The following is a 13,560-nucleotide window of genomic DNA, read 5'->3' as shown; positions in this document are numbered from 1 at the left end:
AGCGATTTTAGTTGCTGTCAGGATAAATTCTCGGGGCGGCGGCGATTAATTTTTGGGTGTAGGGGTGTTGGGGATGGCTAAAAATTTGTTCAGTGTCACCCATTTCAACAATTTTACCCGCAGTCATCACCGCAATTCGATCGCAGAGGAATCTGGCTAACCAAAGATCATGAGTTATAAATAAATAAGTGAGATTAAATAACTTTTGTAACTCTAACATTAACTCTAAAACCTGTGTCTGTACACTAGCATCGAGCATACTAACTGGTTCATCACAAATAACTAATTCCGGACGAGTAATTAAAGCGCGAGCAATGGCTACCCTTTGCTGTTGTCCCCCCGATAACTCCCTAGGATAGCGTCGATAAAATTCCTCTACCGGTGTCAAACCGACTCGATCTAACATTTCTAAAACCTGTTTTTTTGCCGTTTCTAGACTAACTTTTTGATGGATCAAAAGCGGATCAGCGATACTTTCCCCCACCGTCATTAGAGGATTGAGACAAGCGAGGGGATCCTGAAAAATCATCTGCATTAAGCGCCGTTTTGGACGCATTTTTTCCCCCGACAAAGGGGTTAAATCTTCTCCTAAAAATTCCACTTTTCCCCCGGTGGGTTTAATTAACTGTAATAGGGTTCGCGATAGGGTACTTTTCCCACACCCCGACTCCCCAACTAAACCGAAGATTTCCCCTCGATACAGTTCAAAATTCACTTCATCCACCGCTTTAATAAATTTCTTTTCTTTTTTGAAAAAACTATCTAAAAAGTTACCTTCTAGGGTATAATACTGTTTTAAATTATCCACCTTTAACACCGTTTCTTTGCCTGGAATTGCTGTTAATTTTTCCTCCCGCAGCTGTAGGTGTAAAGCGGCGGACAAAAGAGAGCGAGTGTAGGGATGTTGAGGTGTATTAAAAACTGTTTTTACCGCTCCCGATTCGACAATTTTGCCCCCCTTCATCACCGCTAATTGATCGCAATATTCTCCCACCATCGCTAAATCATGGGAAATTAACAATAATCCCATCTCTTCCTCGCTACATAAACGCTTTAATTCCCGTAGAATTTCCGCCGAAACCGTCACATCTAAACTGGTGGTAGGTTCATCGGCAATAATTAATTTAGGGTTTAATAATAAAGCTAAAGCAATGGCCACTCTTTGCCGCATTCCCCCGCTAAATTCGTGAGGATATTGGGACCAACGATTAGCGGGAATTTTCACTTTTTCTAGGACAGTACAAGCTTGATTTTTAGCTTGACGATAGGTTAAATTTCCTCGATGAGCTTGCAAAGTTTCCACACAATGATCGCCAATAGTCATCAGCGGATCCAGTCGCGTCATCGGATCTTGAAACACTAATCCCACCGCTTCCCCACGAAACTTTTCTAACTGTTTGCTGGATAAAGATAAAAGCGATCGCCCTTCAAAGGTAATCTCACCTTCCACGTGAGTGCGATTAGGTAATAACCTTAAAATAGCCTTACCGATGGTCGATTTTCCACAACCGGATTCACCTACTAATCCCAGAGTTTCCCCTTTGCCTATACTCAAAGATACCCCATCGATCGCCCAAGAGGGAGAACTTAATTCGGTCGGGTAGGCAATTTTTAGGTCTTTGATTTCCAACATAACGCGATCAGTAACGATAAAAGTTAGGACTTAAGTAAGTAGTTATAATTAAATCGAAGATAGATTTTGCGTCTGATCCCCCCTTAGTCCCCCCTTGATAAGGGGGGTGCCGATCCCCCTGCCCCCCTTGATAAGGCTGTCCTTTAGTCACATCTTTCTTAACATTTCAAACCTTTGTAGCACAAGGCTTTCAAGACTCGGTTAACAATTTTTAATATTCCTTGTTGACACCCTTACTGACAAAGAAAAAACTGAAATCAAGTCAGGATAAGGGTTGGAGTGCTTACTGCAAAAATTGTTAAGAAAGATCCCTATAAGGGATAGCTTGATAAGGGGGGGCATCTGATAATTTTTAACGCCTACCTACTTAGGGTCAAGTATGCCACACAAAGGGCGATCGAGCATTTAATCACTAATCGACAACTGCCCCTAACAAAACCCGACAATACCCCTTTAAAGTCTCCACTCGCTCGCTAATTATCCGTAAACGCTTCTCCCGTCCTTGCCGCGCTGAGGCCAAAAATAACCAGTCCGTCTCCAGCAATCGCCACGATCGATATAGTTCCGTCTGGACCGTGCGCCAACGATTAGCCACCTCTGGGCTGAAATTGTCATCATTTAGTGACAATATCTCCCCTTCTAGACAGGTTTGTAAAGCTTGAAAAGATTGTAACCCCGTGGAAGCATCCCCATCCAGAAGGGCAAGACTGAAATCCTCCAGTTTTCTTAACAAAGATTTGTAGGCTTGATGGTAATTTGTCGGTAGCATCCAATACAAAGCGCGTTAGAATTTGTTACATAAGATTAACGATTTGCCGTCACGGTTGCAAGTCCTCTCTCCTCCCAACCAGAGACAAAAACTTAAAAGAATCCCGCCCTTTTCGCCGATCGATCCGATTCCAGTGTTAGAGAGTTAAGCAATCTGGCATCCCTTCGGCCTAATAATTTTCTAGTTATCCGTCTCCACCACCCCTATTATCCATCTCCCCCATCTAACCATGAACGCCATCACTGCCACCCAACCGGAAACCCTCACCGCCCTTCCCCGGGCCACGGAACCGAAAAAAGCGTTAGTTTTACCCGATTGGCTGCAAGAATGCCTAATTACCCACGAAAACGACCCCCAGAATCCCGATAGCGGTTTAATCTGTCGGGCCTTTAATTTCGCTCACAAACTCCACGAGGGGCAGTATCGCAAATCCGGGGAACCCTATATCGCCCATCCCATAGCCGTGGCGGGATTACTGCGAGATCTGGGGGGTGATGGGGCAATGATCGCGGCGGGATTCCTTCACGATGTGGTGGAAGATACGGAAGTCACCCCCGAGGAAATCGAGGATAGATTCGGTGTCGAGGTGCGTAATTTGGTGGAAGCGGTGACAAAACTCTCCAAATTCAACTTTTCTAGCAAAACTGAACGGCAAGCGGAGAATTTTCGCCGAATGTTCCTGGCGATGGCTCAAGATATCCGCGTCATCGTGGTCAAATTAGCTGATCGCCTGCACAATATGCAAACCCTCGAACACCTTAACCCGCAACAGCAGCAACGCATCGCCCTCGAAACTAGAGAAATTTTTGCTCCTCTGGCTAACCGTTTAGGGATTGGGCGATTTAAATGGGAATTAGAGGATTTATGCTTTAAATACCTCGAACCCGATGCTTATCGCACAGTACAGTTATTGGTATCGGAAAAACGTATCGATCGAGAGGCCCGCATCGAAACCGTCACTAACACATTGCGGGAAAAATTGCAAGAAATTGGCATAAAAGTTCTTGATTTACAGGGTCGCCCCAAACATCTCTACGGCATCTATCATAAAATGCACAATCAGGGCAAAGAATTCGAGCAGATTTATGATATCGCCGCCGTCCGCATTATCGTTGAAACTAAAGAGGAATGTTATCGTTGTTTAGCCGTAGTTCACGACCAATTTACCCCGATTCCCAACCGTTTTAAAGACTATATCGGTTTACCAAAAGCTAACCGTTATCAATCCCTCCATACCACCGTTGTTGGTTTAAATGCCCGCCCCCTAGAAGTGCAGATTCGCACCCTAGAAATGCACCATGTTGCTGAATACGGTATTGCAGCCCATTGGAAGTATAAAGAAACCGGTTCTAGTCAGACAACTTTAACCGCTGCGGATGAAAAATTTGCTTGGCTGCGTAATCTGCTCGACTGGCAAAAAGACCTTAAAGATGGCCAAGAATACATGGATGGCCTAAAAAATAATTTCTTTGAAGAAGATATCTATGTTTTCACCCCCAAAGGTGATGTGGTGGCCCTAGCCCAAGGCGCGACACCGGTAGATTTTGCCTATCATATTCATAGCGAAGTAGGTAATCAGATGAAAGGGGCAAGGATTAATGGTAAATGGTCAGTTCTTGATGCTCCCTTGCAAAATGGTGATCTGGTGGAAATTCTCACCAGCAAAAATAGTCACCCTAGTTTAGATTGGTTAAATTTTGTCGTTACTCCTAGCGCCAGAAATCGCATCCGGCAATGGTACAAAAAATCGCGCCGAGAAGAAAATATTAGCCGAGGTCGTGATTTATTAGAGAAAGAATTAGGTAAAACTGGCTTCGATGCCCTGCTGAAATCAGAACGAATGCAATCGGTGGCTAAACAGTGCAATTATGTGGCAGTAGATGATTTATTGGCGGCTTTGGGTTACGGCGAAGTTACCCTAAAAAATGTGGTTAATCGTCTGCAAGAAACAGTTAAAAATCAACAGGAAATTTTAACGGTCAAAAATCCGCCCGATGTCCTAACTGATTCCCAATTGATTCTACCACCTTCTCCCGTTCAAAGGGCTTTACCCGTCAGTAAATCACCGATCGCCGGTGTGGAGGGATTAGTCTATCGTTTGGCTGGTTGTTGTTGTCCTTTACCCGGAGAAAATATTACTGGTATAGTTGCCCATGCGGGGGAAGGTATTGTTATTCACCGTCAGGGCTGCTCGAATGTGGAAAAAGCCGAAGCTGAACGCTTAATTCCTGTTAGTTGGAATCCTATAGATGACCAGGGACGTTATCCAACTTATCCGGTAAATATTCAGATTGAAGTGATTGATCGCGTCGGGGTTTTAAAAGATATTCTCTCTCGTTTAAGTGACCAAAATATTAACGTTCGCAATGCCGGAGTTAAGACTAATTTCGGCAAACCCGCTTTAATTTCCCTGAAAATTGAAGTAAAAGACCTGCAACAATTTGAACGCTGTGTTACTCAAATTAAGCTGATGAGCGATATTTTAAACGTTCGTCGCATCAGTCAGGTAAAAAGCGATCGAGAGTAGGTTAAACCTAAAATTGCTGATCATATTCCCCAAACCCCGGAGCGCCTTAGCTTTTGAAGTGCGATGCTGACACTGACTAAAACCACGAGGGCAATATCTGCACTTTTTGTCACCGAACAACGTAGGATCGATAATTAATCTGAGCGCAAAAATCCCTATGTTATTATCCCTACTCTCAGTCATCAGTTTTCTGATCAGTTTTCTGGTGGTTGCCCTGATTAAACAACGTTTTAGTCAACAATTGTTAGATATTCCCAATGAGCGTAGCAGCCATAGTCAACCCACACCTAGAGGAGGTGGACTCAGTTTTGTCGTTGCTTTTGCTCTGACTGGCTGCCTCAGTTATTTTCTCCTTCCCCCTTCCCTACCTCTTATTCCCCTGTGGTTATCCCTGACTCCTTTAATTATTATCGGCCTTCTCGATGATCGTCGCGGTATTCCCTCTAGTATTCGCTATTTAGTGCAGTTATCCTCCGCTAGTGTTGCGGTCACTTTTTTCGGCGCTTTTCCCCAATCGTGGCTATTAGATTTGGGTTTTGGCGGCAAAATTTTGGCTATTATTCTCACAATTATCGGCCTGACCGCGATCATTAATTTTTATAATTTTATGGATGGTCTTGATGGTTTGGTGGCTGGCTGTACTGCGGTACAATTAGGATTTCTCGCTCTCTATTTTCAGCAACCAATTTTATGGCTTTTGGTGGCAGCTTTAGGCGGTTTTCTCCTCTGGAATTGGTCGCCAGCGAAAATTTTTATGGGCGATGTGGGTAGCACCAGTCTGGGGTCAATTGTCGCTATGGTTTTACTTAATAACCATGGCAATCAAAGTCAAGCTTGGTCAGCTTTAACTATCACTTTTCCTCTGATTGGTGATGCTATTTATACCCTTATTTGTCGATTATTTAGAAAGGAAAATATCTTCCAAGCCCACCGCAGTCACCTTTATCAAAGATTACAAAAATCTGGCTTGTCTCATTCACAAGTAGCGATTATTTATATGGGGGTAACTCTCCTGATTGCTATTAGTATTAACTCCTTAGGAAACCTAGTAGCATGGCTGAGTTTACCTCTGATTCTAGGATTAATTGTTCTCGGAGAAATTTATCTGAACAAGAGAGTTAGCGAGCATAATTTATCAGTGACAAGAAAAGAATAATTTTTTTTGCTATGGACTGAGGGGTTATTCAAACCTAGAGAATGTTAGACTAAATCCTATTAAAAATTATAGGGATCAGGGGGTAAAGAGCATCAGTAATTACTCAAATAGTTATTGAAGAAAGTCGTTTCTTTCACTCAAGAACTGATGGTTTTAATCTAGCAAAAACAGAGCTATTTACCTATTATCCCTCCTAACCAAGAGAAAAGAAAAAATTAATATTTATCGGCCGGGGTTAGCTGATATGATCAGGGAGATGACTATCATTCCAAAGTCAATGAGCGCAAGAACATTATTCGATAAAGTCTGGGACGCACACACGGTTAAGATTCTTCCCAGTGGACAGACACAATTATTTATCGGACTGCATCTAGTGCATGAAGTCACCAGTCCGCAAGCTTTTTCGATGCTAAGAGAAAGGGGTTTAAAAGTATTATTTCCCAGACGGACTATTGCTACCGTCGATCACATCGTCCCCACCGAAAATCAAGCACGTCCTTTCCTTGACGATTTGGCCGAGGAAATGATCCGAGCGATCGAAACTAATGTTCAAACCAATCATATTCCTTTCTACGGCATAGGTTCCGGCAATCAGGGCATAGTTCATGTGATCGCTCCCGAACAGGGACTAACCCAACCCGGTATGACGATCGCCTGCGGTGACTCCCACACCTCCACCCACGGCGCTTTTGGGGCGATCGCTTTTGGCATCGGCACTTCCCAAGTACGCGATGTTCTTGCTACCCAAACCCTATCCCTATCGAAATTAAAAGTGCGTCGAGTGGAGGTAAACGGCGATTTAAACCCCGGGGTCTATGCTAAAGATGTAATTCTCCATATTATCCGTCAATTGGGCGTTAAAGGCGGTGTTGGTTATGCCTACGAGTATGCTGGTAGTACAATTGAACGGATGTCCATGGAAGAAAGGATGACGATTTGTAACATGGCGATCGAAGGTGGAGCCCGATGTGGTTATATCAACCCCGATCAAATCACCTACGATTACCTCAAAGGTCGTGATTTTGCACCCAAAGACTGGGAAAGTGCGGTTAATTGGTGGGAAAGCATTAAAAGCGATGCCGATGCGGTTTATGACGATGTGGTGGTCTTCGATGCCGGCGAAATCGAACCCACCGTTACTTGGGGTATCACCCCGGGACAAGGAATCGGGGTTAACGAAGTCATTCCCACTCCCGAAAGTTTACCAGAAAGTGAAAGAGCGATCGCAGAGGAAGCCTATCAATACATGAAACTCACCCCCGGCACCCCGATTAAAGGCACAAAAATCGATGTCTGCTTCGTCGGTAGCTGTACTAACGGCCGGATCAGTGATCTGCGCGAAGCGGCCAAATTTGCCCAAGGTCATCGTGTGGCCCCCCATGTGAAAGCTTTTATCGTCCCCGGTTCCGAAAGAGTCAAAAAACAGGCGGAAGCGGAAGGATTAGACCAAATTTTCCTAGCATCGGGCTTTGAATGGCGCGAGGCTGGCTGTTCCATGTGTTTAGCCATGAATCCTGATAAATTGCAGGGAGATCAGATCAGCGCCTCCTCCTCCAATCGTAATTTTAAAGGTCGTCAAGGTTCCGCTTCCGGGCGTACTTTGTTGATGAGTCCGGCGATGGTTGTAGCGGCAGCGATTAAAGGGGAAGTCACCGATCCCAGGGAGTTGTTACAGTAGTTATCTCAATGGTGAGATAGGAGTCGGTATTCAGGAGGCAGGAGATAGGGTGATAGGGTTTTGGGGTGATAGGGTTTTGGGGTGATAGGGTGATGAGACAGCTTCCCCACTTCTCCACTTCCCTCTCCCTTCTCTACAATAATTACTCGCAACCAGAAATACATTAGGTTCCTATCATACTTTGTGCTTTTTGTCAAAAAAACTTTTTTTTTGCAATAAAACTACACAAAAAAAAGATGATCGTTGTGGGTGAAATTGACTAATTTACCCGTTTTAATTAGGATCACCTTCTAGGTGTGGTAAGGGTTTCAACCATTGCTGCCCAAAAAAGCACAGAATAACCCATTATGAAATTCTATCAAATCGCTGTAACTATCATAACATCGTTGTTAAATAAAAATCTTTCTCAATTAATTCTTAAGAATTTATAAATATTGCGGAATGTTAATTTAAATATTCTTAAGTTTTTGCAGTCAATAAATAATTTTTACTTATCTTTGTCCAACATTGGGTTAGAAGTCAGTTATCAGTTATCAGTTATCAGTTATCAGTTATCAGTTATCAGTTCACTGAGAAAACTCCCCACACCCCACTCCCCCACCTCCCACTTCCCACACCCCACACCCTACACCCCACACCCCACACCCCACACCCTACACCCCACACCCCACACCCCACTTCCCACTCTATTTTAATTTGACTGCCATAATTGCCAAGCTTTAACGAGATTTCCCCCCATCAGGGCAGCCACTGCATTTAAAGTCTTAATTTCCTCACTATCGGGATTTAATTGTCTAGCTTTATCTAAGACTTTTTGGGCTGCTTGCGGTTGCCAATCGTAGAGATAAATAAAACCTTGATAAGCATAATGATAGGGATTATGGGGGTCAATTTTAATCATTTCCTCGGTGGCTTTTATTGCCCCTGCCACATCCTGTTGTAGTACCTTAGAAATTGCTAATCCGTAGGCTAAAGATAATTTATCGGGGGGGTTTTGTTGCTGTAAACGATAGGAAAAAGCCTTGTCTGCTTGCAGCACATAATCCTGAATCGAATCGTATTGATTGATACGATTAGTTAACTCAAAAATTGGCTCAATCCCCGTTAATCCTTGACCAATATTAGCAGACTTTAAGCGCAATTGGGTCACTAAATCTAATTGGGGGGTTGCTAACTTGGCAACTTGAGGATCGATGGTAATTTCAGCGTTAGTTTTAATCGGATAGGTTTCGCCAGTTTCCCGATTGAGATAGACAGCAGATAAGCGATAAACTCCGGGGGTTGCTGCCGACTGCATGGCAGTTTTTTCAGTGACTTCAAAACCCTTTTGTTGCTCTTCTGGAGTTAATTTTTTTGCCATTAATCCCCCCATAGCAATACCGTGATCGTGCATCCAATAATCCTTACCGTCCACTTCTTGCCAAGTTAAAATTACTATTCCTGACTTTAATTGTTGCCAGTCTCCAGCCCATTTATAAACCACGGGAATGGGTTGATTAGGAGAAGCTTTTTCGGCAATAGCAATCTCTCTTAATTCCACCCGTTTTGGCGCAGTTTCAAGGGGTTTAACCGTGACGGAGGGGTCTATTTTACGGTGTAGGGATAGGGTACTATCATCCGGTAGCTGCCAAGTTTTCTCCACTTGGAAATCTGGACCGGTGGCGACTCGATTAACAATTTTTTTCTGGACATCGGGGACGGAACCCTGTTCACCAGTTTTAGTTAAAAACCAATCTAAAGAATTGACATCCTTTTCGATATCTTCTTCCCGAACTCCCACCTGTCTGCCGGCAACCTGGGAATTATGTTTACCACCGTAGAAAGAGAGAGTATGTTGATTTAATTCGGGGGTGGAAGGTAAAACCCCTAGGGTGCTGCGAAGATAGGGAGAATCGGCTAGAATCTCTTTAACTACTTCTTCGTGCTGCCAGCCGGTTTTTAAATAGGGATGGTGTTGTAATTCGGGACTGAAAACGTTAGTAATTAGCTCTCCCCCCAAGGGGAATAAATTTAAGCTGGTGAGGATAGCGGCAATAGTTATCGTTCCCCAACGGATACCAGGGGCAAAACGACCACGCCAAGATAATAAACCAACGGATAAAATTAAGGATAAAGTCGGTAAAAGCGGCAAAATATAACGAGCATCTTTATTGATATTTAGGGATGATAATAGGTATCCCCCCAGCAGAAAAACTCCTAACCAAATCCACACAGGACGATTAACCTTATCTTCGGTTTTTCTATGACGTAAGGAGATTAATAATCCCACCAGGGGAACTAATAACAATACCCAAGAAAGAAAATAGGGTAAAACTTGGGCGTAAAATGTCCAGGCATCAGGACTGGTAAGAGGCGGATCTCCCTCCAAAATCGCCGAATCTACCGTGGCACGTTTGCCCGCGGTTAACATTAATAACCAATTCGTCCGATACCAGGGAAACATTAACAATGCTGCCGTCAAAAAACTCAGCATTAATTGCGCTAGATTGCCCCAACGTTTTCGCCGGAGATTTTCGCCCAATACCCACAAAATCGGTAAAAAGAGGAAAAATAGGGTGGTTTGTTTGACTAACATCCCTAAACCGAAAGAAATACCGAAAGCGATCGCTTTTGGCCAGCCTTGTCCACTAAATCGCCACCATGTCAAGCATAAGTAAGAAAACGTTACAATTGCCGCTAAGGGAAAATCTAAGAGATATTCGAGGCGATAATAGTATAAACCGGGTAGAAATTGACAGATTAAGACCGCCCATAAAGCCACAGTCCCATTAAAGAGGATAATTCCCAATCCGTACACAGAAAAGAGCAGTAGGGCGCTATAGATAGCCATTACCCACATACCCGCATCAAGGCTAATACCAAAGAGATTAAAGAAGGGAATCGTTAAAAGATAGGTTAAAGGGGGAATTTTCGGCGACATTAGCCATAAACTGCGCCACCAATCCCCGTCAAACCAGCGAGGATTTTGGAAAGCTTGGGTATAGATAATCCCACCGTTGAGATAATCGGCCTGATCCCAAGCAGGAATGGTATGATCGAGACTAAACCAGAATCTATCGACTAATATCCCCAATATCCATATAATACTGACAATAATTAATCCCTGTCTCCCATCTAGCGGTCGCTTCAAAATGACTTCTCCCCAGTGCAACTCTCAATTATTTTGCCACGCGCTCAAGCGCCCCTGAAAAAATCGCCAGCAAGAAACACCAGACCGATCGGGGTAAAATAAAGATTTAGTGAAAAATTGTAACAGGAACTTGACAAATGCGAGTGGTGATCGTTGGTGCAGGGTTAGCGGGAATGGCAACAGCTATCGATCTGGTCGATGCGGGCTGTACAGTAGAAATCTTAGAATCTCGTCCCTTTGTCGGTGGAAAAGTCGGTAGTTGGGTAGATGCGGACGGTAATCACATCGAGATGGGCTTGCACGTCTTTTTTGGCTGTTACTATAATCTTTTTGAGTTAATGAAAAAAGTGGGCGCTTTTCAATCCCTACTGCTCAAAGAACACACCCACACTTTTATCAACGAAGGGGGAAAAATCGGCGAATTAGACTTCCGTTTCGCCGCAGGTGCGCCTTTTAACGGTTTAAAAGCCTTTTTTACCTCCTCCCAACTCTCGGCAGCCGATAAAATCTTTAATTCTCTGGCCTTAGGTACCAGTCCCATCGTCCGCGGTCTGATAGACTTCCAAGGAGCGATGAAAACGATTCGGGATCTGGACTCGATTAGTTTTGCCGATTGGTTTCGTAGCCATGGCGGTAATGACGGCAGTTTAAAAAAAATGTGGAATCCGATCGCCTATGCCTTAGGATTTATCGATACGGAAAATATCTCGGCCCGTTGTATGCTGACGATTTTCCAATTTTTTGCCGCTAAAACCGAAGCTTCCGTCCTGCGGATGTTGGAAGGTTCCCCCCACGAATACCTGCATAAACCGATTATTAACTATCTAGAGGCCCGGGGTGCCAAAATCTCTACCCGTCGTCAGGTGCGGGAAATTCTCTATTCTGGAGAGGGCGAAAATCTGCAAGTTAATGGCCTGATCGTCGCTAACGGAGAAACCACAGAAACTATCACCGCAGATGCCTACGTTTGCGCTGGTGATGTCCCCGGTATTCAGCGTCTTATTCCCCAAGATTGGCGAAAAATGCCGATTTTTGACAATATTTTCCGACTAGAAGCCGTCCCCGTCGCTACGGTACAATTGCGTTTTGACGGTTGGGTGACGGAGTTAAATGATGCCGAAAAACGGCGACAACTGCAAAAAGCGGTGGGAATTGACAATCTTTTGTACACCCACCAAGCGGATTTTTCCTGTTTTGCAGATCTTGCTCTCACCAGTCCTAGGGATTATTATCGCCCCGGAGAAGGTTCTTTATTACAGTTAGTTTTAACCCCTGGGGATCCTTTTATTAAAGCTAAAAATGAAGATATTGCCCAGCACGTTTTAGCGCAAGTCCATAAGTTATTTCCCTCCTCGCGGGAGTTAAAGATGACTTGGTTTAGTGTGGTGAAATTGGCCCAGAGTCTTTATCGGGAAGCACCGGGGATGGATGTCTATCGTCCCTCGCAAGCGACTCCTATTGCTAACTTTTTCCTTGCCGGTAGTTATACCCAACAGGATTACATTGATAGCATGGAAGGAGCCACTTTATCCGGTAAACAGGCAGCCAAGGCCATCCTACAACAGGCCGAGCGCCGGAAATCTTTAGCCACGGTTTGAGCAAACAGTAGGCAATCTCCTCCCTTAAGAAGGGATTGCCTCTAGATTTGTTTTCACTCGCAAAAGATAACCGCTATAGTTAACTTGGCAAGTCAGCCCCTCAGGCCAAGCTATACAAAAAAGACCGATCGAGCTAGACTCGTAAAAAGATCACTCCATCTAGAAGGCTTACCCTAGACTGGAAAGAACATCGGAAAAATCTCGTCAGAAATAGGAGTCAATCGAGTTTATGCCAGAGCTTGCTGTACCATTAGAGCTTGATTTCACCAGCGAAACCTATAAATCAGCCTATAGTCGCATTAATGCCATCGTTATTGAAGGCGAATACGAGGCCAATAGCAATTATATTCAATTAGCAGACATCCTCACCGATAACAAAGAAGAATTACACCGTCTGGCAAAAATGGAAAACCGTCACATGAAAGGTTTTCAAGCTTGCGGCCAAAATTTGAAAATCACTCCTGATATGGATTATGCCAGAGAATTCTTTTCCTCTCTGCACGATAACTTCCAAATTGCCTACGCAGAAGGTAAAGTTGTCACCTGTTTATTAATCCAATCTTTGATTATCGAAGCTTTCGCGATCGCTGCCTATAATATTTATATTCCCGTTGCTGATCCTTTTGCGCGTAAAATTACTGAAGGCGTAGTTAAAGACGAATATTTACACCTCAATTTTGGCGAAGAATGGCTAAAAGCGAACTTTGAAACCGCTAAAGAGGAATTAGAAGCGGCAAATCGCGCTAATCTACCCATTGTCTGGAAAATGCTCAATCAAGTCGAGGATGATGCTCGCGTCCTCGCTATGGAAAAAGAGGCCCTCGTGGAAGACTTCATGATTAGCTACGGGGAAGCGTTAAGCAATATTGGTTTCAGCACCCGTGATATTATGCGGATGTCTGCCTACGGATTAACTGCTGTCTAAAGCTTGAGCATCGAGATTTCTTTTTTTCCCCTGCTGCCGCTCAACACAGAGCGGCTCTTTTGTGTATTATATTTAAGAGTCTTAACGATTTCTTAGCAATATCCTAATTTTTATCTAGTGCCATCTAGTCTAACGAAAGAACAA

Annotated in this window: 8 protein-coding genes; 5 read left to right on the top strand and 3 right to left on the bottom strand. The window is 43.9% G+C overall.

Annotation, left to right across the window (positions count from 1 at the left end; all coding sequences use genetic code 11):
• Positions 1–7: 7 nt before the first annotated feature.
• Both IM496_RS01705 and patD read right to left on the bottom strand, forming a co-directional pair.
• Positions 8–1,633, bottom strand: coding sequence for a dipeptide ABC transporter ATP-binding protein (locus tag IM496_RS01705; protein WP_287661045.1), 1,626 nt, complete (start codon positions 1,631–1,633; stop codon positions 8–10).
• A 412-nt stretch (positions 1,634–2,045) separates the two neighbouring features.
• Entirely contained in the window at positions 2,046–2,402 is a 357-nt protein-coding gene (patD, locus tag IM496_RS01700) for a heterocyst frequency control protein PatD (RefSeq protein ID WP_194016819.1), read from the bottom strand.
• Between the two features lie 229 nt (positions 2,403–2,631).
• Here patD and IM496_RS01695 point away from each other — a divergent pair, with 229 nt between their 5' ends.
• From IM496_RS01695 to leuC, 3 genes are all read left to right on the top strand, one after another.
• The gene (locus IM496_RS01695; protein ID WP_194016821.1) at positions 2,632–4,929 is read left to right on the top strand and encodes a RelA/SpoT family protein; all 2,298 of its coding nucleotides are present in this window, start codon (positions 2,632–2,634) and stop codon (positions 4,927–4,929) included.
• A gap of 157 nt (positions 4,930–5,086) precedes the next feature.
• Entirely contained in the window at positions 5,087–6,085 is a 999-nt protein-coding gene (locus IM496_RS01690; RefSeq protein ID WP_194016823.1) for an MraY family glycosyltransferase, read from the top strand.
• A 277-nt stretch (positions 6,086–6,362) separates the two neighbouring features.
• Positions 6,363–7,763 (top strand): 3-isopropylmalate dehydratase large subunit, encoded by a 1,401-nt coding sequence (leuC, locus tag IM496_RS01685; protein ID WP_194016825.1) that lies wholly within the window; start codon positions 6,363–6,365, stop codon positions 7,761–7,763.
• A gap of 691 nt (positions 7,764–8,454) precedes the next feature.
• Here the strand turns inward: leuC and IM496_RS01680 are convergent.
• A complete protein-coding gene (locus IM496_RS01680; RefSeq protein WP_287661043.1) occupies positions 8,455–10,893 on the bottom strand; it encodes a glycosyltransferase family 39 protein in 2,439 nt (812 codons plus the stop codon).
• Positions 10,894–11,030: 137 nt separating this feature from the next.
• On the opposite strand from IM496_RS01680, the gene zds reads away from it, so the two are divergent.
• Positions 11,031–12,491 (top strand): 9,9'-di-cis-zeta-carotene desaturase, encoded by a 1,461-nt coding sequence (gene zds / locus IM496_RS01675; RefSeq protein WP_110579121.1) that lies wholly within the window; start codon positions 11,031–11,033, stop codon positions 12,489–12,491.
• A 229-nt stretch (positions 12,492–12,720) separates the two neighbouring features.
• Positions 12,721–13,416 (top strand): aldehyde oxygenase (deformylating), encoded by a 696-nt coding sequence (locus tag IM496_RS01670; protein ID WP_194017056.1) that lies wholly within the window; start codon positions 12,721–12,723, stop codon positions 13,414–13,416.
• The last annotated feature ends 144 nt before the right edge of the window (positions 13,417–13,560 follow it).

Source organism: Microcystis sp. M049S2, from assembly GCF_020245625.1.
Taxonomy (GTDB): domain Bacteria; phylum Cyanobacteriota; class Cyanobacteriia; order Cyanobacteriales; family Microcystaceae; genus Microcystis; species Microcystis ichthyoblabe_A.
The sequence above is the reverse complement of the archived record's forward strand: the minus strand, read 5'-3'. Positions and strand labels throughout refer to the sequence as shown.